This window comes from Marinifilum sp. JC120 (assembly GCA_004923195.1).
Lineage (GTDB): Bacteria > Desulfobacterota > Desulfovibrionia > Desulfovibrionales > Desulfovibrionaceae > Maridesulfovibrio.
On the sequence record RDSB01000003.1, the window covers coordinates 29,581 to 49,651 of the forward strand.

Consider the following 20,071-nt stretch of genomic DNA (forward strand, 5'->3'; position numbering starts at 1 on the left):
AATAAAAAACACGCTCATTTCTATACTCCGGCAACTTTCTGAACAGATCAATCTTAATTTTGAGAATTACTTACTGACTTCATGATTAAAAAAAGTTAAGACCATATAAAAACAACACTAAAACAGAACTTTTAAAAGCAATGAGATATCTTATACTTTTTATTCTTTATTTCGCATTAATGACACCTCTGTCCACTCAAGCAGGTAGTATCATCAACTGGTACCATGCAGATTTTCCGCCATCGAGCATCATTTGCGGCAAACTGGAAGGAACTGGTCATGAAAACTTTCTAGAAAAAAAACTGAAAAAGAATTTTCCAGAATACACACATAGAGACCATACGGCCAATTACGGACGTATACTCAAACAACTGCAACAAACAAACGGTTGCTGTGTGACAATGCTAAAGACTCCTGACCGGGAAAAATACATAGAATTCAGTAACCCGGCTATGCTCTATCTATCCAATGGGGTTATCACCCTCAAATCACAAATGAACTATTTCAAACCATATATTGATAAACGCGGGCTTATTTCTATAAGCAACCTGTTTCATAATTCCACCATGCGCATGGGGATTTCCAAAGGACGACGCTACGGCGGAAAAGTAGACAGTATAATAGACTACAATACATGTTCAGCAAAACTAGTGGTTCACTACAAAGAAGATGTACTCGAATCTCTGCTGAAAAACATTCAGGCTGAACGAAGTATTGATTATACGATCGGATACCCACATGAACTGCAATGGCTTGTTTCTCAAAATGCAGTAAAAGATATTTTTATTTTTATCCCCATACGTGAAATGCCGAAATACAATTTAAGCTACGTGGGCTGTTCTAAAAACAAATGGGGCAAGCGGATTATCTCCAAAGTAAACAAAATCTTAGACGGACGATATGAAGGAGAATACAAAAAACGTTACCAAAAATACCTGCCCGGAAATCTTATCGATCAACATGAAGGTTTTGTATCAAAAATTTTTCCCACTGAGAGCAATTAATCATTTCACTCCTCTCGACACAAGCTGCCCCATAAGCTACTATCAATCATAACTTTTATTAATATCACAAACGGCAATCGCCGCAACAAAGAATGGAGAACATATGGGAATTCTAGACGGATTAATGGGCAATGCTTCTGAAGTCAGCGTTGAAGACGTACAGGAAGAGCTTTCCCCTATTTTGGGAGACAACGAACAGGTGGAGCGGGCTTTCAAGGTCATCCGCGACATGTATGTTTTTACTTCCGGCCGCCTAATCCTTATCGATAAGCAAGGTCTTACCGGGAAAAAAGTAGAATATATGTCCATACCCTACAAATCCATTTCCACATTTTCCGTGGAAACTGCCGGACATTTCGACATGGATTCCGAACTTAAAATGTGGGTTTCCGGTCGCCGCGATCCCATTACCAAAGAGCTGAAAAAAGGCAGTGATGTTGTAGGCATCCAGAAACTGCTGGCAAACAAAGTTTTGAAGTAACTTCGTCCAAATAACATTTCTTAAAGCCTGCCTACCCCGGCAGGCTTTTTTGTGCCTGATAAAACTTGATTCCCGCCCCCTGAATCCATACACTCTGCCGCACGAACACAATTCCAACAAAGGATAAATATAATGGGATACAAGAATACTAAAGAATGCCTCGACGCCCTTGAAGCCAAAGGGGACCTGCTGCGAATCGATCAGGAAATCGACCCTAATATTGAAGCTGGGGTTATCCAGCGCCGCGTATTTCAAGCAGGAGGACCTGCCCTGCTCTTCACTAATGTGAAAGGCTGCAAGTTCCCCATGGCCGCAAATATTTTTGGTACAAAAGAACGGCTGAACTTCATTTTCCGCGATACCATCGAAACCGTGGAACGGCTCATGAAGCTGAAAATGTATCCCATGGAAGCGATTAAACGACCTTGGAAATACTTAGGCGCACCACGTACTGCCTACCACACCATGCCGCGCAAGCTTTCCGAAGGCCCGGTTACCGCGAACGAAACCACTATCGCGGAGCTGCCACAGCTTAAGTCATGGCCCATGGACGGCGGAGCCTTCGTCACCCTACCTCAGGTTTATTCCGAAAGCCCGGAAAATCCCGGATTCGCAGGCTCAAACATCGGCATGTACCGTGTTCAGCTTTCCGGCAACCAATATAACAATACCGAAGTGGGACTGCATTACCAGATTCATCGCGGCATCGGTCATCATCATGCACAGGCACTGAAAAAAGGCGAAAAGCTCAAGGTAAACATCGTTGTAGGCGGTGCACCGTCCATGACCATTGCCGCTGTAATGCCCCTGCCCGAAGGCTTGGCGGAAATTTTCTTTGCCGGATCACTGGGCGGACACCGTATTCCCATGGTTATGCAGCCTAATGGATTGCCGGTCCCTGCCGAGGCTGATTTCTGCATCTGCGGAACCATAAGCAATGAACAGAAACCCGAAGGACCTTTCGGTGACCACATCGGCTACTACAGCCTGACCCACGATTTCCCGGTACTCAAGGTGGACAAAGTCTACCACCGCAGTGACGCAATCTGGCCTTTCACCACAGTGGGACGTCCGCCGCAGGAAGATACAATGTTCGGTGATTTCATTCACGAACTGACTTCCGAGCTGGTTCCGTCCGTATTCACCGGGGTACATGAAGTACACGCCGTAGATGTAGCCGGAGTACATCCACTGCTGCTGGCCGTGGGCAGTGAACGCTACGTGCCCTATGCCGAGGAACGCCAGCCACAGGAATTGTTGACCAATGGCATGGCATTGCTGGGCAATACCCAGACCGCCCTCGCCAAATACCTTTTCATCGGTGCTAAAGAAGACATGCAGCACGGGGAGAACTGCCACAACATCCCAGTCTTCTTCAAACACATGTTGGAGCGCGCCAACCTCAAACGCGACCTGCATTTCATTACCAGAACTACCATCGACACTCTCGACTACTCCGGCATGGGATTCAACGAAGGTTCTAAGCTTATTTTTGCCGCCGCCGGATCAAAAAAACGTAAGCTTTCCAAAGAACTGCCCGAACTTCCCACCCTACCCGATGGTTTCGGCGATGCAAAAGTCTTCGGCCCCGGAATAATGCTCCTCAAAGGCCGTAAGAGCGACACCGCCCGAGGAGAGGGGGACCCGCAAATGGAAAGGCTCGGCGAAGCTCTCAACCAAGCCAAAGGAATCGAAGGATTCCCCATGATCGTAGTTGTGGATGATCCTGATTTCACCACTAAGAACTGGGAAAATTTTATCTGGGTAACCTTTACCCGCTCTGACCCGGCAACAGACATTTACGGAGCCGGATCCTTCACCAAGGCCAAGCACTGGGGAACCGAAAAAGCATTCATCATCGATGCCAGGATGAAAGCCTACCAAGCCCCTCCGCTTGATCCCGACCCGGAAGTTGAAAAACGTGTTGACGCGCTGGCTGCATCTGGTGGGCCTCTTTATGGGGTGATATAGGAAAAATACGTACATCAACAACAACTCCCCGGCTCAACCAAGCCGGGGAGTTACAAAATTCCTATCACGACAAATGGCTATTAATTCTCGACGCTCTGCAATCCATACTTACGTTTTAATTTCTCAAGCCGACCATCTACATCCACTTCTTCTAACGCTGAATCTATCCTTTGAATAAGCCGCTTAGTTTTAGGTGTGTGGTTGCCGAAAATATAAAATCGCAATGACTTCACTCCTGGCATAGGAATACAACCGATCCCCGTCATATCAATATCTTTCAACCTTCCATGCGAGGCTACTATCTGCTCAAAACCAATTGCCAGTTCAAATCTTTGCTTTTCAAGCATCTTAAGCATGGTTTCAATATCCTTTGCTCCTTTCTGAACCTTGGAAACATCGAACGGGTAAAAGTTATAATTTAATGCGTATACCCCGCCCAGCGAATACTTGTTTATGTCTGAAACTTTCTTTATGTCCGGCCCATGGGGGAACTTGGCTTTGAGGTAGTACAAAACATTATCAAGATGATAGATTTCCCTTGAAAATAGATAGCTCTGCAACCGTGGAGAATCTTTACTGCCGTCAAGCACAAGATCAAGCTCGTTATTTTCAAGCATAGCCAGACATCTTTTCCATGGCCGGGCCACCAACATCAATTCATCATCAGGCTTACTGAATACCGCCTTGAGAAAGTCGACCGTAAAACCTTTTAGTTTTAGCGGGGCATCAGAAGTAGTATAACAATATGGAGACCAATACCCGGACCCACCGACCCTAATCTTCTCAGCTCCGGCAACTGAAGTTAATAGTATCAAAAAAAATGCTGACCAAACAACATAGCGCATCATTACCCCTCAGAATTAATCAATTTTCTAATTATCAAATTTTATCATACAGCAGAACCAGACTTTTAACTAGTCAGAGAAGAATTCGCTCTTTCGAATTCCCACTGTGAAAATAGCAGGCCCCACCTTGCATTATCTCTGGAATAATTCATGCATAAATCATAATAAAAACAAAAAAGAGTCAAATTTTTGCCTCACAGGAGGCAACCCATGGTTAAACAACATCGAAATAATTTATTTAATGACTGTGATTTAAACGTCATCCTTGAGAACGTATGCAACAGCATCATTCCGCAAGTCGAAGCTATTCCGGAAACGGAATTTTTTTCCTCTTCAGATTCCGAGTTGGTGACAAACATCATCGAGCAAAATTCAATAAAACAAATCATCCTGCACGAAGAAAAAATACGCATGCGCAAACCGGCCCTTTGCCGGATCACCCCTGCTGGAAAAATATATCGACCTGTAGATGGACAGGACCCGCCTGATTTAAAGGATGGAATGATAACGCAAGTAGAGATTCCATACTCCGGCGATAAAAGACTTCTGATCAGCAGACCGAGCATACACTACAAACACGGTGGCCCAAGCTTTAGCATCAAGGAAGACCGTATTGTAAAATATTATGTTCGCCCTCTCTATTCCGACCCGAAATCGTTTAAGAGCCATTTCCTGCGCAATTATGAAAAAATTAATAAATACCTCGCATGGCAAGCGCATGACATAGCTCTTTTCGATAAAAAACTGCGCAAACTTGTGGTCAATGCAATGTCAAAGAGACGAGAAAGGGACAAAACAATTTATCTGCATCTCGCCCCCAAACCCGAAGCAACAGTGTTCAATCCCGTGCATGTTCGTAACAGGCTCCACCTGCGTCACCAGCCTGCTATTTCCGGAACGCCTGTCATTTCCGATGAAGATTTCATAAAGACAATCCGCGTACTGCGCCATACCGGGAATAGTTTTGAACGCACTCCGACCATATACAATGTCCACAATGATCAGGACCTGCGCAACATACTGGTATCAAATCTAAACACCCATTTCGCAGGAGATAACAACGAAGATATATTCAAACTTTTAGGCGAAAATGGATTCACAATTTCATTTGAATGCCAACAAGCACTCATCTGCAAATGTTTAACATGGCACTGCGAAGAAGGCTTAATACACAACCTCAACACATTGCTTCAGGACAAACTCTGCCGCGGATGCAAAATAGTCCTGACCATTTTCAACAGGACTGAAAAGAATTTCGCCGCCCTGCTGGATAATATTAGAAAGACACTTCTCAAACACCCATGCATGGTCAAACTTAAAAAAGAAATTGCTGATAATGAATGGCATGTCATCATGAACTCGCATGACGACCTGATACATCGCCACTGGGTCCATCTGATGGTTTTTAATCTCTATTTCAAGAGAGCAGCAGATTATCCACATTTGACTACTGAAGAACGGAATTTTTTTGCTAAACCTTAAGAAAGAAGGCCCTCCGTGCAGTACACGAAAGGCCTTCCCAAAAATTCATTAATTAGTTTTACGTTCCCGATCATACTCAGTCAGATAGTCAGGCAATCGATATATCCAGTTGAAAAAACTGTTTAAGGACAGACCTGCCGGAGACTGACCTATACCACCCCGTTCCGCCAATAAAGCGGCAAACAAACGAATAACTTCTGCATGGCTTTTCTGCCCGACATTGCCTTCATCAATATCTGCTATCAAACGATTAAAACTACTTAAAAGTTTCAACCCGATAGAATTATCTGGTAAAAGTCTTACAGCCAACCCGGTATGTAACTGTCGTAATTTAGCAACGGCCATATGCGATGACTTGTTGTTTGCACACCCGCCATATTGTCGGGGCGTATGATTGGTAATAAGCAGTGCCATCTTCCTTATGTCCTTGCGCCATTGCTGAAATTCTTTATCGGCACCCTTACCCTGCTCTCGAGCCTGCATCATGGCATAAGCCAGACAAAATCCTCCAATCCCCGCTAAAAGCACCGCCCACGCATCGCTCATATTCCCCCCACATCAACTTACGATCATTGATTTATTTAATCAGACTATTTCACGGGCAGATATTTTTTTCAATCGCAAAAAAGCATTACTAAAAAAAAAGCACGGACCCAAATCCGTGCCTTTTTCTATATAAAATTGAACAATATTATTGTTTCTTTTTCCACTCTTCCCATTCTTTCTTGCTGAGCTTTCCATCCTTATTCAGGTCTGCTTCACGCATGATACGTCCGGCATTAAGAGGATAAACCTTGATAATTTCGGAACGGATAACGGTTCTACTACCGTCTTTATCGATATCAACAAAGGCACGAGCAAAGCGAATTCTTTCCATATTATAGAACAAAGCTTTGGCCTTGCGCCCACTTTCAAGATTGTAGAGAGACATATTTTCCTTACCGGTCAGGGTTCCCAATGTATACCCTTCCTCATGCTCTGCGAAATAAAGACTTACACCGTCAGCACCGATAATTCCGCTGAATCCTTCGGTGACAAGGTTCTCTTTATTCTCGGCAAACCATGCTTTTTCTCCTGAAAACAGGTTACCGTCCTGTTTTTTAATAACGAAAACGGCTTTATTCTCTTTAACTTTTCCATCTTTAGTGATCATCTTAACCGTACCAACCCAGGTTCCGCGCAACTCAGGACACCCGTCAGCAAAGGCAAAGGACCCCATCAGCACCAGAACTAGAGCAACAACGCCACAACTCAGAAATCTTTTCATCTTATCTGCCTCCCAAATTTCAAAATTAATGATACTACACTTATTTAGCAAAGAACCGAATACGTCAACCAATTCTCTGAAAAACAACGAGTCACCAAAAAAAAGGCAGCCCTTACGGACTGCCTCATAATTTGATTTTTTGAACAGATAGCACTTAAAGGTGTGAAACAACCTTTCCAAGAAAATCCTTAAGTCTCGGATTCTTGGGGTTGGCGAAAACCGCAGTGGGATCGCCTTCTTCCTGAATGATCCCCTCATCAATAAAGATGAGGCGATCGGCTACTTCCTTAGCAAAACCCATCTCATGGGTAACCACGATCATGGTCATGCCTTCCTTGGCCAGCTTCTGCATTACCTCCAAAACCTCACCGACCAATTCGGGGTCGAGTGCGGAAGTAGGTTCGTCGAAAAGAATAACCTTAGGCTGAAGAGCCAGTGAACGTGCAATTGCTACACGCTGTTTCTGGCCCCCGGAAAGCTGTTCCGGGTAATTGCGGGCTTTATCCTTGAGACCGACCTTCTCCAACAGCTTGAGGCCAAGTTCATCAGCATCGCTCTTGGACATCTTACGGACTTTAACCGGACCGAGAGTCACGTTTTCAAGGATATTCATGTGCGGAAAAAGATTAAACTGCTGGAAAACCATCCCAGCTTCAGTGCGAACTTCGTTGATATTTGTAGCCGGGGCCATGATGTCATGACCGTCTACAATGATGGTACCAGAAGTAGGTTCCTCAAGCTTGTTAATACAGCGAAGTACGGTTGATTTACCGGACCCGGAAGGCCCGATGATACAGACAACTTCTCCGGACTCGACTTTGAGGTCGATTCCTTTGATAACTTCAAGCTTCCCGAAACTTTTATGAAGGTTCTTAATCTCAATCATGTCACTACCTCCGGGAAGTATTGAGCTTTTTCTCTATGCGACGCATAACGAATGCGATGGAAAGGGTCATAACCAGATAAACACAGGCAACGGAAAGATATACCTCAAAGGCCCGGAAGTTCACGGAAGTGATCTCCTGCCCGGTTCTCATAAGTTCACCGACACCGATAACCATGAGCAAAGAGGTATCCTTGAGACTGATGATAAACTGGTTGCCAAGTGGTGGAATCATACGCTTGAGAGCCTGCGGCCAGATAACATAGCGCATAGTCTGCGCGTTGGTCAGGCCGATTGAACGCCCTGCCTCAAACTGTCCTTTATGAATGGACTGAACCGCCCCACGGACGATCTCGGCAATATAGGCACCTGAATTGACTGCGATAATAATAATACCGGCGGTAATGGGGGGAATGCGCAGTCCGAGAGCCATGGGAACCCCGTAATAAAGAAACATGGCCTGAACAAGCATGGGCGTGCCCCTGATGGCTTCAACGTAAACCCCGGCAATTTTTCTGGTGAAAAAATTGCGGGAAAGCTTCATCAAACCTGCTGCGCTTCCAAGTATAAATCCAAGAAATAGACCGCCGATGGTAATCTCAACTGTAAGCTTGAGACCACGCATGAGCATGGGAAATGTGTCCCAGAAAACTGTAGTGTCAAATGCGAATGCCATTAGGACCTCTGTTTAAAAATAATTAGGGGCGGCTAGAAAGCCGCCCCACAAAACACATTGGAATAGTTATAAATAAATTATTTAGGCTCAGTACCAAACCATTTTACGTACAGTTCGCGGTAGGTGCCGTCTTTGCGCAGGTCTTTGAGGGCTGCGTTAACTTTGGCAACAAGATCACTTCCTTTGGGGAAAGCAATACCGTACTGCTGGCCATTGTAGAGAGGACCTACAACTTTAACCTGACCTTTACCGGCCTTGCGCATGAAGTCTGCGATAACGGGGGAATCAAAAATTACCGCATCAGCACCGCCGGTCATAAGTTCCATGAACATGGCGTCGTTGTTGGGGTAAAGCTTTACTTCCTTGGCGTTAGCACTCTTTGCGAAGTCAGCGGAAGAAGTACTCAGCTTGGTAGAAATTACCTTGCCTTTAAGGTCTTCAATACCGTTAATGGAGTTGTTATCCTTTTTAACGAGAATAAGCAGACCGGAATTGTAGTAACCGTCGGAAAAGTCGACAACTTTAGCACGCTCAGGCTTGATGGTGATACCAGCGATACCAACATCAATCTGGTTGGACTGGAGACCGGGAATGATGCCGTTGAAGTCCATGGGCTGCAAATCATAATCAACACCGATCTTCTCAGCGATAGCTTGCCAGAGCTCAACGTCAAAGCCGGTGTGCTTTCCGGTAGCAGGATCTTTAAATTCAAAAGGAGGGAAGCTGGTGTCACAGGCAACAGTAAGTTTTCCTGCGAAAGCAGTTCCGACCATAGTCGCGGTAATCAGAGCGGCAACGATTATTGAAAGCAGTTTTTTCATGAATCCTCCAAGAATACACATCATTTCTTAAAAAATCTCCATCAGATAAAAATGAAGATAGACCGATCAACAAGAAAATAATCCGTTGATTATTTGTCGAAGTGGGAAAATTTAGCACCATTTTACACTAAATTCAAGACATTGGCCGCACAACCATTAAATTAGAAAACGAATCAAGAACTAAATACGTGCTAACAATACAGAAATACGAGCAAATTTAAAAGCAGACACTCACCTGATTGACGAATCAAACTACACAAAACTAAATGACAAATAACAACAACCACACGCATCACTATTCAAGCAATACTCATTCATATTTTGTGTCAAAACACCATAAAAACAGAAGCAGTTTTCGACAAAATCTTGCTCGAAATTAAGATTCTATTTAAAATTAATACGAACAGGCTTCAACGAAAGAATATACAGCTGACAATCATACTATATTAATGTACACATCAACCGCAGTCGAAAAACCATGGGTAACTATTCTCAAATGGCTTCTGACGATCAATACGTATCCTTAGTCACTTAGAATCGTTTCGACGATCAAAATACACAATTTTGTAATATTTTTTATAAACTTTCTCTTCTAAGCAATTTAAATAACAATTTTGTACAAAAAAAGCGACGACAAACGCCATTATTCTACATTTTTGTAACATCATACAACTCACCAGACACAACAAACACAGGTAACAACCCAAAAATATTAGTATTTTTACCTTAGGCACACCCTGTGCTTATGTCTGAGCAGACTTGATGATAGCCCACAACCCTCCGCCAAATGGAGGTCACCATTAAATAGATTCAAGGAGTTTTTTCTAATGAGTTCCAACCTCTCCCGCCAGAGTGCGATCACCGCAGTGACCAACTACTCTACCCCTGAAGCTTCCTTCAGCTTTGCCGACACTAAACCCACCGAACTCTTCGGCTGCAACGTCTTCAACGACAACGTAATGAAGGATAGACTGCCTAAAAAAGTCTACAAATCCCTGAAAAATACTATTGAAGAAGGTGCTAAGCTCGATCCTTCCGTTGCAGATGCAGTAGCAAACGCAATGAAAGAATGGGCCATGGAAAAGGGAGCTACTCATTACACTCACGTATTCTACCCCCTGACCGGATCTACAGCTGAAAAGCATGATGGTTTTCTTTCTCCTGACGGACAGGGCAATGCTATTTCCGAATTCGAAGGCAAACTGCTTATTCAGGGTGAACCTGATGCATCCAGCTTCCCTAACGGCGGCCTGCGCGCTACCTTTGAAGCACGTGGCTACACCGCATGGGACGTAACCAGCCCCGCATACATCCTTGAAAATCCCAATGGAACCTTCCTGTGCATTCCCACAGCATTCATCTCCTGGACAGGTGAAGCTCTGGACAAAAAGACTCCCCTGCTGAGAGCCAATCAGGCTATCAACACTTCCGCTCAGCGTGTCCTGAAAATATTCGGCGATGATTCCGGCAACCGTGTTATCTCCAATGCCGGTCCTGAGCAGGAATATTTCCTTATCGACAGAAACTTTTTCTTCGCACGTCCCGACCTTCAGATGGCAGGCAGAACCCTGTTCGGCGCAAAACCCGCTAAAGGTCAGGAACTTGATGACCACTACTTCGGTGCAATCCCCCGCCGCGTGCTATCCTTTATGATGGACGTTGAGCACCAGCTCTACAAATTAGGTGTTCCTGTTAAAACACGCCACAACGAAGTTGCTCCCGGCCAGTTTGAAATTGCTCCTGTTTATGAACATGCCAACGTTGCAACAGATCACAACCAGATGATCATGACCACCCTCAAAAGCGTGGCTAAAAAGCACGGCATGGCTTGCCTGCTGCACGAGAAACCTTTCGCAGGAATCAACGGTTCCGGTAAGCACCTCAACTACTCCCTGAGCTGCAATGGACACGGCTCCCTTTTTGATCCGGGCGAAAACCCCACAGAGAACGCGCAGTTCCTTATTTTCTGCGCTGCGGTTATCCGTGCTGTACATAAATACAGCAAACTTCTTCGCGCAGTAGTTGCTACCGCTTCCAACGATCATCGTCTCGGTGCAAACGAAGCTCCCCCGGCGATCATATCTATCTTCCTCGGCGACCATCTTTCCGAAATCTTCAACAAGATTCAGGAAGGCGACTCCCCGACTCCCACTTCCACAGGTTTTCTCAAAGCCGGCGTAGACACCCTGCCTCCGCTTCCCAGAGATGCAGGTGACCGTAACCGCACCAGCCCCTTTGCTTTCACCGGTAACCGTTTTGAATTCCGCGCAGTAGGTTCAAACTCATCTATTGCCGGTCCTCAGGTTGCCATTAACAGCATTCTTTCTGAATCCCTCGATTTCATTGCGGATGAACTGGAAGCATTCATGGGCGGAGATGAGTCCAAGCTCACCGATGCAGTAAACAAAGTCATCAAAGACATCATGGACAACCACGGCCAGATTATTTTCGACGGCGACGGCTACTCTGATGAATGGCATAAAGAAGCAGTTGAAGAGCGCGGTCTGCCTAACCTGCGTACCTCCGCAGATGCAATCCCCGAAATATCTTCACCTGAAGTTGTTGAAATGTTCACCAAGTACAGCGTCTTCACCAAAGAAGAACTGGACAGCCGTACTGAAATCTACCTCGAACAGTACAATCAGGCTATCGTGACCGAAGCAGCTCTTGTAACCAAGCTTGCTAAAACTCACATCCTCCCCGGTGCAGTACGCTACCAGAAGGAACTGGCTGAAACCTGCGCTGCGATGAAAACAATCGGCGTAGAGTTCACCACCGGAACCCTCGAAGATCTGACCTCCAAGCTACGCGGGATGCAATTCGCCAACATCGAGCTTGAAAAGATCATGGAAGCCAAGCCTGAGGGTGACATCAACGAAGAAGCAAGATACCTCTGCTGCACCGCACTTCCCGCAATGCTTGAAGTTCGTAAATACGCAGACCAGCTCGAAGAAGTTGTTGCAGATGACCTCTGGTGCCTGCCCAGCTACTCCGAAATGCTCTTCATTAAATAAGATCATTTACTCCCATATCCGTAAGACAAGAAAGGTCCCCGCTTCGAAAGAAGCGGGGACCTTTCATTTTCCATATCCCTCTTTACAAAATCTTAATTTCATATATATCCATAATCAGTATGATAAAAAATATATTGCCCGGAGAAAAAATGCTTAAAAAAATACTGTTACTGCTCGTACTGACCTTTCTTTTCGCATACACAGCCAACGCCATGCCCCCGCTTACAGGGGATCAGGTTGAAAGAGTTGTAAAGACACTTGAACAACTGGACCCCATTATGGAACAAATGGAAGAAGAACTGGAAGAATCCGGTGAAAGCGATGCAAATCCCCTTGATCCTGAAATCCTGCATAAAGAGTTTGCCATGCTTTACGGCTACACCCCGCAGGCAAAACGGATAATCGAAGCAAATGGATTTACCTACAAATCATGGCCTGAAACAGCAGGACGTGTTGTAAAAGCATTTGCCTCTATCGCCATGGAAGAAGACGGCAATGCCGGTATGGCTGAACTTGAAGCAGCAATTGCCCAGATGGAAGCTGATCCGAACATGACCCCGGAACAAAAAAAGATGTTCAAGGAACACATGCTCTCATCCATGAAGACTGCAAAAGCAATGATGAAAGCACCCTCTGAAGATGTGAAAGTTGTACGGCCTTATTTTGAAAAGCTTTCCAGTACCATGGAATAAATTATATATTCAAATACTTTTTAAAGAGACCTTAAGGCCTCTTTTTTTTTATGTGGGATATCTTGACACACAACCTAACACGTTACAAAGACTCTTAAAAACTTCTCTTCATGCTCATTACAAAGTAACACTGTGCTAATATGACCCATTTTACCTTTCCAAGACACCTCAAAACAACACTCACCATCACTTACAATTGATAAATAAACACATGGCACCAAATATGCTTCGTCGATTTATAGTTCCAGCACTTCTACTTAAATAACGAGAGGCTTATATGACCGGACGCTTGTATGCCAGCATTGCAGCAATTACCCTCCTGCTAGGAGCAGGATTATTTTTTATTCAAAATAAAGTAGCTATTCTTATTGTATTGGCTTCTATTGCGGCATTGCTCTTTCTCGGTTTTGTTGTACAACGTCATATTATTTCACCAATAAAAGCACTCATCTGCGAAATTAAAAGAATTTCTAAAGCAGACTACACTCCTATCCCTCACCACAACTTCATGGCTGAACTTGGCGACCTTGCCACAGCAATTGAGGGACTCAACAATATGTTGAACGAGAAAGTCGGCATGAGCGAATCCATGCTCAAAAACATTATGACACCTATGGTAGTCGTCGGCCCTGATGGCAACATCTGCTGGCTAAATGAAAGCATTGTTAAATTGATCGAACATGATGGCGAAACGGAAAATTATATAGGGCAAGACTTCTCAACATTTTTTTACGGATCAAAACAGGAAACTATATCCGAAAAATGTATGGAGAAACAGGAAAAACAGTTTCTCAAGGGACAAGTTGATGGTCGCAAAGGAACGACAAAATACATTTCAGTTGCTTCCTCTCCAATCTTCGATTCCAGAGGGAAACTACTTGGCGGCTTTACCACTATTATGGATTTTACAAACATAAAGCTCAAAGAAGACTTCATCACGGCCCAGAACAATAAGATTGCCAGCGGCGTAACAGATGCCACAAAAATATCTGAACAACTCGCAGGAACATCAGATGAAATCAGTTCAGAAATCCAGAATTCCAGCAACGGCATACATGACCAGAAAGTCAGAACCGAAGAAGTCGCTACCTCCATGGAACAAATGAATGCATCCATCCTCGAAGTTTCTAAAAATTCAAGTGATGCAGCCCGCATGGCCCGGCAGACTCAAGAGACGGCCAATGACGGCTCAGGTCTTGTCGAAAACGTCATAGAAGTAATGACCGAAGTAAATATGAAGGCCGAAAACCTCCAAGAAGAGATGGGCACCCTTGAAAATCACAGCACGGGCATAACCACCATTATGCAAGTAATATCGGATATTGCAGACCAAACTAACCTGCTGGCTCTCAACGCTGCCATTGAAGCAGCCCGGGCCGGGGAAGCAGGCCGCGGATTTTCAGTTGTTGCAGATGAAATCAGAAAACTGGCAGAAAAAACCATGCACGCCACAAAGGAAGTCGGTAGTTATATTGATGCCATTCAAGGAAGTTCGCATAAAAGCACTGCCGCAACAGCAGACACACTGACCAGTATCCAACAAGCGACAGAACTTTGCAGCAAAGCTGATTCTGCACTTAAGCAGATACTGGAAATATCACAGGAAACAGCAGGACAGGTCGAGGGGATCGCTACTGCGGCAGAACAGCAGTCAGCAGCCAGTGAGGAAGTAACCAGCGCAATTGATGCGGTAAACAGTATCGCTACACAGACTTCAGACTCAATGGATATGGTAGCAGGCGCGGTTTCTGAACTGACAACCCTTGCAACTGACTTAGATGAATTCATGAATAAGATGCAGATTCAGGAAGCATAAAAACAAAAATCCGGAATCTCGGCTAAGATGAGATTCCGGATTTTAATTGCAATAATTATTTCTTATTTTCTTCTATCTGCTGCACATCCTCACGCTTGATGATAGTTTCCTGACCATCAAGATTTTCATAAGAATACGTATTGGAGTCTTTGTTAAATAGCGGTTTACCTACACTAACCGCAGTAGAGCCGTCTGTTTTGGTAATTGTGTGATGCTTTGAGCCACAACCGGCAAAAATCAGCAATCCCGCACACAACAAACCCGCAATAAAAATATTTTTCATAGCCCACTCCTTGTAAGGTTTGAGTGAAGCCTAGCAGATTATTGCAAATACAACAACGAGCTCAGTTTATTATTCCATTTCCTTCAGCACATGCCCGATCTTAAGGGCCTTCTCAGTAAAATCATTTTCCAATCGATCAATATCACGCGCAATAATTGCGGCTACATCCCGTGCTTCATACTTGGATTCCAGCTTAATCACATTCCCCGCCCCGCTGCCACGGGCGGCACGGCTGATTGTTGAAGCAGAGCCGGATTTTCGTTTATGCTTCACCTGCAATTTACCTTGATACACCGCGGATTTTCCGGCAACTGCAAGCATCAGATCATGATCCAAATCATCATATTGGGTAGGGGAATAGCGCAGGTCAAAATCACCGCTATGCTCCAGAACTGACTGCCTGAAAAGATGGAAACACCCGGTCACCGAAACACAGGGACGGCAATAATCAAACTGCCCGTAATCAAGATCCTGATTGTACGGGTCCAGATACGAAAATTCAAAACTACGGAGTACATCCTCAAAGTCAGCAGGGGTCTCACGCAGATGCAGGTCAGCATGCTGAATCACTTCCAGCTGATCCTCATTGACAACCTTACAACCCCAGACCCCGGCATCAGGATATGATTCCACTGCCGCGCTGAAATGGGCCTGCCAGTCATCGGGAATCAAAGCATCATCATCGAGATAGGCTACATAATCATAGAGCTTTAGCTCATTCATATTTTTCAGCCAGTTGCGGGCAGCAGGAGCACCCACATTCACCGGAAGGTCAATGCTTCGAAATCTATCACCAAGCCTGTCTTTCCAACTAGCCATAATCTCGGAAGTATGGTCGGAACTGCCGTTATCAAGCGCAAAAATATGCACATTATCAAGCGGTGACTCAGCAAGCGAACTCATGGTTGCATCAAAATCGTCAGCCTTATTGAAAGTATACAGGCATACCGCAACCTGACCGTCCAGCATGTCCACCCCTCCGCCACCGAGCAAACGATCATAGACCTTAAACCAGGTGTTGACCTGCCACGGACGGGCAGTCATGCGATCCCGCCAGAGAATCATGGCCTCATCGCGCCTACCCATGCGGTCGACACTTTCGGCCAGCCGCAGCAGATTCTCACCCAAAATGAGCGCGCCACCGGAAGTATCAGAATAAATGTTTTCAGCCTGCTCATAATCCCCGGAACAGAAGGCAATATCCCCGGCATATTTATTAAGCACCATATTCATGGATGTGGGCCAGTCACGGGCAAGGGCCGCACTGGCAACCTCATGTCTCCCCAAAAAGAAAGCCAGATCGAGCAGATGGGAAAGCCAAAAAAGATTCTCCGGCTCCCGCTCGGTTTGCTTGGAAAGATAATCAAGAAGCTTATCCTTATCATCCTTGGAAACAAGCCGTTGCAGGTAACCCAGATTTTCAGGAACAGCACTATTGGATGCAATCAAGGAAATGGTTTCAGCCAGCGGCACAGGCAAAAAATTAAGCCGCTTATTTATAGCCAACAGATTGGAGGCCAGTTGCCCATCCAGAGGACTGGATTCCCATGCCGCTAAAAACATATCCACGCCAAGATCAATAAGCGTGCTCTTCTCACGACTGCTATCAGCACTATTGATGATCCGATTCGCGGTCTCCATAAGATGAGGTTTGCCATGCCCGGAAACCAAAAGCCTATAGCGAGAAGCACTGTCTAGAAATCCCCAGAATTTACCTGACATAATTTAATCCCTACCCGAATGTTTGACGCATTTTTTCCAGCAACGTGGAAAGCCTGTGTTCATAGGTATGTTCAGCAATAATTCTTTTACGTGCGGCAGCGATTACTTTGGCTCGCCCCGCATCATCAGCCAGCCATTTTTCCAGCAGCGGGCCGATTTCAGAAATATCATTGTACGAAATAATTTCATTACCCGGCTCAAAAAGAGCTTCCATCTGCTCCCGATGGTCGGTAAGTACAAATCCGCCGCAAGCCGGGACATCAAAGACCCGCTGATTCACTGCGCCCTTCATCTGTCTGCTGGTACAATTAAAACCAACCTTGGACATGGGATAAAACGCGGGCAGATCATTATAGTAATCCAAAGAAGGCAAATAACGCCAGCTTCCTTTTTCCAGCAACTCATGCCAGCCCTCATCACCCACAATAAGCGGCTTAAACGGCAGCAATTCACGCACACATGAAAGACGGTATCGACGCGTGGCCTCCCATGTGATCAAGCCTTCAAAGGAAAGTCTGTTCTCGTCAGTGGGTAAATTTTCAATCTTTTCAAGCAACTCAGGATAGGAATTACGCAAAAATTCTTCCACCGAAAGCTCGGCCCGCTCACCGAATTCAGTTGCCAGCTCCGGCACCTTCTGCTGTAAATCAGCGTCAAGCTCGCTCGAGCGTAAATACTTATCCACCGCATGGACCATGGAATTGCCTAGAAACGAGACATCTGCCCGCCATTCCTCACGCCCGGACAGCCCCGGCTTAAAACGCCCTACATCCGTTGCCAGCGGCAGATAAAAAACATTGTCAAAGCCCTTATCACGCATGATCTCCAGATTCCCGGCATCATAAGTAAATATGGCGGTCAAATCAGGCAGCACGTCAGCGTAACGGTAGAGAATCAAATGCGGATTATCCACAAACCATGAAGCCAGTGGAAGTTTTAATTTAAGCAGCAAATCAGTAAGTTTACCTTCCCGGTCAACTCCAAAATGGTTCACGGTCAGAGCAAAATCGGGTTTAAATTCCACCACCGTGCGCAGCAGATCTTCTACGAATCCTTCGCGCACCGTATCGCCAGTGCCAATATCCACACTACGAAATTCTATACCCAAACGTTCCAGCGCAGCGGTAATCTCTCCCATCAAAAAATAAGTACGATGAAAGAAAAGCACTTTCGGTTTTTCATTGCGAAATTTCGGATAGGCAACCTCGGACCAGAAATCCACTGGCGCGGACTCTTTCTCATCTTCGAGAGTGTTACCGATAGCAAGATACCATTCCCGATCCAGCCGTTGGTATAATGGGATTTTCAGCAGCTCCAACGGACCGTTTCCATTCTCAGCACGCCACGTACGAAGCTGCTCCAGAACCTGCACAGGATCACCGCTCAGCCACGTAACCTGCGGGTGATCCCGAAATTTTTCCGCCCCGGAAACTTCAGCAATCAACGGATCATTATCCAGCACTGCCACCGGACTTGATTTCAGCAATTCTTCTATACATACGCCAAGTCCTGCGCCAAGCAGCACAGGTAACTTACCGGACGCAACAGATTCAGCAAGACCGCGCTCGCGCTCCGCCCCTTTACGTCCCCAGAGGTGCCATTTCTTGCCGTCCACATGGATACGCACGTCCGCAACGCAGTCCTGATCCATCACTGGTTCAACAGTATAAGCTAGTTTCGACATATTGATTATGTATGTCATGACAGCACGCTATGACAATGCTTGATTGATATTTTTTTGAATAAGAAATGAAGAGTTTACGGATCAGTCTTTCATTCGTTATAGCTGACGCAAGCGTGATTTCAAAATTTCAAATATATAAATAAAAAATGAATATGATTAACAAAGCACTACAGACCGAAAGCAATATGAATTTTCTGGATATGGAAACATGGGAAAGAGCTGAACATTTTACCTTTTTTCAATCTCTTTGCACCAGCCGCTACGGCTTCACAATTCAGCAGGATGTGACAGAACTTTTCAATTACCGCAAAGAGCAGAATAACGGTTCAACCAAGATCCGCTTTTCATCCATGCTCTATTATCTGGCAACCCGCGCAGCTAATGACGTCCCGGAATTCCGCACCCGTATTGTGGACAAAAAGCCTGCTATCTTCGATGTGATCCATCCGGCATTCACTTATATCCCAAAGGAACGCAGTCTACACGCCAACTGCCTTTGCCGGCTCGGGCAGGATTTCAGCGAAACCGCCGCCAATATCGAAATAGCCCGCCAGAGTGCAGATGAAAAACCGACTCTCACCCCCGCAGGTGGAGAAAAGCCGAATTTGTTCTATTTCAGTGTGGTAAACGGGGTGGCTTTCACATCCGCCAGTAACCCTTGGGGTAACTGCAATACGGATTCAGTACCGCGAATCCTGTTCGGGCATATCACTGAGAACGAGTCCGGCAGAAAGATCATGCCCGTGGCAGTGGAAGCCCTGCACGGTCTCATGGATGGCAAGCATTTTGGAGATTTTTTCAGTAAATTTGATACGATGTGCAAGAAGCCGGGGGCGTATTTGTAAATGTACATTTTTATTTTTACCAACATTTTAACAAACGAGATTTAATATGGAATATGTAGAACTATGCCCCTTTTGCCGCAGTGAACTCAACCATGGAGCAATTGTATGTGCTCACTGCAATGCCCGCAAAGGAACCCATGCAAACATTGGCCAACTAATTCCGCTATGGGCAGTAGCTTTATTGGGTTCTTATATAACTGAAAATATATACTTCTATTTATTCCCAGTAGCGCTATTGGGTTTTAGCTACTACGGATTACAAAAAAGATGGTTTAGATATTAGGAGGTGTTAGCATTTAGATTATGTTCTAGTCGCATTTTCTTGTGCCAATCCCTTAAGAAACCCCACCTTCTCCCCCGCCCGTTTCTGCTTTACAGCATATTCAGCGCGATACGCAGCACGTTTATCCGGGAAGGATTCATACACTTCCATGGTCGCAGGAAGGCGGCAACGGGTGTACTTTGCACCCTTGCCGAAATTGTGTTCTTCCAGCCTACGCGCAGGATCGGTGGTTACTCCGCAGTATAAAGAATTGTCGCTGCAACGCAGCAGATATACGTACCATGTGCTCATAAATCGGGCAT

At 45.3% G+C, this 20,071-nt stretch carries 18 protein-coding genes; 8 read left to right on the top strand and 10 right to left on the bottom strand.

All coding sequences use genetic code 11. The annotated features are described in order from the left end of the window. Window positions 1–140: 140 nt before the first annotated feature. The 3 genes from D0S45_04255 to D0S45_04265 all read left to right on the top strand — a co-directional run bounded on the left by D0S45_04255 (window position 141) and on the right by D0S45_04265 (window position 3,456). On the top strand, window positions 141–1,004 hold the full coding sequence (locus tag D0S45_04255; protein TIH18437.1) for a TIGR02285 family protein: 864 nt from the start codon (window positions 141–143) through the stop codon (window positions 1,002–1,004). Between the two features lie 103 nt (window positions 1,005–1,107). Next, on the top strand, window positions 1,108–1,485 hold the full coding sequence (locus D0S45_04260; protein ID TIH18438.1) for a PH domain-containing protein: 378 nt from the start codon (window positions 1,108–1,110) through the stop codon (window positions 1,483–1,485). Between the two features lie 132 nt (window positions 1,486–1,617). Beyond that, window positions 1,618–3,456 carry a UbiD family decarboxylase gene (locus tag D0S45_04265; protein TIH18439.1) on the top strand — a complete coding sequence of 613 codons (1,839 nt, stop codon included), beginning with the start codon at window positions 1,618–1,620 and terminating at the stop codon, window positions 3,454–3,456. Window positions 3,457–3,536: 80 nt separating this feature from the next. Here the strand turns inward: D0S45_04265 and D0S45_04270 are convergent, their stop codons facing one another. After that, a complete protein-coding gene (locus D0S45_04270; protein TIH18440.1) occupies window positions 3,537–4,304 on the bottom strand; it encodes a hypothetical protein in 768 nt (255 codons plus the stop codon). Between the two features lie 207 nt (window positions 4,305–4,511). On the opposite strand from D0S45_04270, the gene D0S45_04275 reads away from it, so the two are divergent. After that, window positions 4,512–5,783, top strand: a complete 1,272-nt coding sequence (locus D0S45_04275) for a hypothetical protein (GenBank protein TIH18441.1) — start codon at window positions 4,512–4,514, stop codon at window positions 5,781–5,783. A gap of 48 nt (window positions 5,784–5,831) precedes the next feature. Here D0S45_04275 and D0S45_04280 read toward each other — a convergent pair whose 3' ends face one another. The 5 genes from D0S45_04280 to glnH form a co-directional block, all read right to left on the bottom strand. Further along, window positions 5,832–6,329, bottom strand: a complete 498-nt coding sequence (locus D0S45_04280; GenBank protein ID TIH18442.1) for a hypothetical protein — start codon at window positions 6,327–6,329, stop codon at window positions 5,832–5,834. Window positions 6,330–6,474: 145 nt separating this feature from the next. Next, window positions 6,475–7,050 carry a calcium-binding protein gene (locus D0S45_04285; protein ID TIH18635.1) on the bottom strand — a complete coding sequence of 192 codons (576 nt, stop codon included), beginning with the start codon at window positions 7,048–7,050 and terminating at the stop codon, window positions 6,475–6,477. 154 nt (window positions 7,051–7,204) lie between these two features. Next, complete coding sequence (locus tag D0S45_04290) at window positions 7,205–7,936, bottom strand: amino acid ABC transporter ATP-binding protein (protein TIH18443.1); 732 nt, start codon at window positions 7,934–7,936, stop codon at window positions 7,205–7,207. 4 nt (window positions 7,937–7,940) lie between these two features. Further along, complete coding sequence (locus D0S45_04295; GenBank protein TIH18444.1) at window positions 7,941–8,609, bottom strand: amino acid ABC transporter permease; 669 nt, start codon at window positions 8,607–8,609, stop codon at window positions 7,941–7,943. A 77-nt stretch (window positions 8,610–8,686) separates the two neighbouring features. Further along, window positions 8,687–9,430, bottom strand: coding sequence for a glutamine ABC transporter substrate-binding protein GlnH (gene glnH, locus D0S45_04300; GenBank protein TIH18445.1), 744 nt, complete (start codon window positions 9,428–9,430; stop codon window positions 8,687–8,689). 827 nt (window positions 9,431–10,257) lie between these two features. Here glnH and D0S45_04305 point away from each other — a divergent pair. From D0S45_04305 to D0S45_04315, 3 genes are all read left to right on the top strand, one after another. Continuing rightward, window positions 10,258–12,444, top strand: coding sequence for a glutamine synthetase type III (locus D0S45_04305; GenBank protein TIH18446.1), 2,187 nt, complete (start codon window positions 10,258–10,260; stop codon window positions 12,442–12,444). A gap of 149 nt (window positions 12,445–12,593) precedes the next feature. Further along, window positions 12,594–13,136, top strand: a complete 543-nt coding sequence (locus tag D0S45_04310; GenBank protein ID TIH18447.1) for a hypothetical protein — start codon at window positions 12,594–12,596, stop codon at window positions 13,134–13,136. A gap of 277 nt (window positions 13,137–13,413) precedes the next feature. Next, window positions 13,414–14,952 (top strand): methyl-accepting chemotaxis protein, encoded by a 1,539-nt coding sequence (locus D0S45_04315; protein TIH18448.1) that lies wholly within the window; start codon window positions 13,414–13,416, stop codon window positions 14,950–14,952. 55 nt (window positions 14,953–15,007) lie between these two features. Here D0S45_04315 and D0S45_04320 read toward each other — a convergent pair whose 3' ends face one another. From D0S45_04320 to D0S45_04330, 3 genes are all read right to left on the bottom strand, one after another. Further along, window positions 15,008–15,235, bottom strand: coding sequence for a YgdI/YgdR family lipoprotein (locus tag D0S45_04320; protein TIH18449.1), 228 nt, complete (start codon window positions 15,233–15,235; stop codon window positions 15,008–15,010). 69 nt (window positions 15,236–15,304) lie between these two features. Then, entirely contained in the window at window positions 15,305–16,957 is a 1,653-nt protein-coding gene (locus D0S45_04325) for a glycosyltransferase family 2 protein (protein TIH18450.1), read from the bottom strand. A gap of 10 nt (window positions 16,958–16,967) precedes the next feature. Then, window positions 16,968–18,659 carry a CgeB family protein gene (locus tag D0S45_04330; protein TIH18451.1) on the bottom strand — a complete coding sequence of 564 codons (1,692 nt, stop codon included), beginning with the start codon at window positions 18,657–18,659 and terminating at the stop codon, window positions 16,968–16,970. 134 nt (window positions 18,660–18,793) lie between these two features. Between D0S45_04330 and D0S45_04335 the strand changes: the two genes are divergently transcribed. Beyond that, window positions 18,794–19,486: a chloramphenicol acetyltransferase gene (locus tag D0S45_04335; protein ID TIH18636.1), complete on the top strand. Its 693-nt coding sequence runs from the start codon at window positions 18,794–18,796 to the stop codon at window positions 19,484–19,486. Window positions 19,487–19,787: 301 nt separating this feature from the next. On the opposite strand, the gene D0S45_04340 is transcribed toward D0S45_04335, so the two are convergent. Then, complete coding sequence (locus tag D0S45_04340; GenBank protein TIH18452.1) at window positions 19,788–20,060, bottom strand: GIY-YIG nuclease family protein; 273 nt, start codon at window positions 20,058–20,060, stop codon at window positions 19,788–19,790. Window positions 20,061–20,071 lie beyond the last annotated feature (11 nt).

Bases quoted from the DNA above. Each gene is read 5' to 3' on its own strand.
- D0S45_04280 (TIH18442.1), bottom strand. From the start codon at position 6,329: ATGAGCGATGCGTGGGCGGTGCTTTTAGCGGGGATTGGAGGATTTTGT.
- D0S45_04340 (TIH18452.1), bottom strand. From the start codon at position 20,060: ATGAGCACATGGTACGTATATCTGCTGCGTTGCAGCGACAATTCTTTA.
- D0S45_04330 (TIH18451.1), bottom strand. From the start codon at position 18,659: ATGACATACATAATCAATATGTCGAAACTAGCTTATACTGTTGAACCA.
- D0S45_04315 (TIH18448.1), top strand. From the start codon at position 13,414: ATGACCGGACGCTTGTATGCCAGCATTGCAGCAATTACCCTCCTGCTA.
- D0S45_04285 (TIH18635.1), bottom strand. From the start codon at position 7,050: ATGAAAAGATTTCTGAGTTGTGGCGTTGTTGCTCTAGTTCTGGTGCTG.
- D0S45_04265 (TIH18439.1), top strand. From the start codon at position 1,618: ATGGGATACAAGAATACTAAAGAATGCCTCGACGCCCTTGAAGCCAAA.
- D0S45_04325 (TIH18450.1), bottom strand. From the start codon at position 16,957: ATGTCAGGTAAATTCTGGGGATTTCTAGACAGTGCTTCTCGCTATAGG.
- glnH (TIH18445.1), bottom strand. From the start codon at position 9,430: ATGAAAAAACTGCTTTCAATAATCGTTGCCGCTCTGATTACCGCGACT.
- D0S45_04270 (TIH18440.1), bottom strand. From the start codon at position 4,304: ATGATGCGCTATGTTGTTTGGTCAGCATTTTTTTTGATACTATTAACT.
- D0S45_04320 (TIH18449.1), bottom strand. From the start codon at position 15,235: ATGAAAAATATTTTTATTGCGGGTTTGTTGTGTGCGGGATTGCTGATT.
- D0S45_04305 (TIH18446.1), top strand. From the start codon at position 10,258: ATGAGTTCCAACCTCTCCCGCCAGAGTGCGATCACCGCAGTGACCAAC.
- D0S45_04310 (TIH18447.1), top strand. From the start codon at position 12,594: ATGCTTAAAAAAATACTGTTACTGCTCGTACTGACCTTTCTTTTCGCA.
- D0S45_04295 (TIH18444.1), bottom strand. From the start codon at position 8,609: ATGGCATTCGCATTTGACACTACAGTTTTCTGGGACACATTTCCCATG.
- D0S45_04255 (TIH18437.1), top strand. From the start codon at position 141: ATGAGATATCTTATACTTTTTATTCTTTATTTCGCATTAATGACACCT.
- D0S45_04290 (TIH18443.1), bottom strand. From the start codon at position 7,936: ATGATTGAGATTAAGAACCTTCATAAAAGTTTCGGGAAGCTTGAAGTT.
- D0S45_04335 (TIH18636.1), top strand. From the start codon at position 18,794: ATGATTAACAAAGCACTACAGACCGAAAGCAATATGAATTTTCTGGAT.
- D0S45_04275 (TIH18441.1), top strand. From the start codon at position 4,512: ATGGTTAAACAACATCGAAATAATTTATTTAATGACTGTGATTTAAAC.
- D0S45_04260 (TIH18438.1), top strand. From the start codon at position 1,108: ATGGGAATTCTAGACGGATTAATGGGCAATGCTTCTGAAGTCAGCGTT.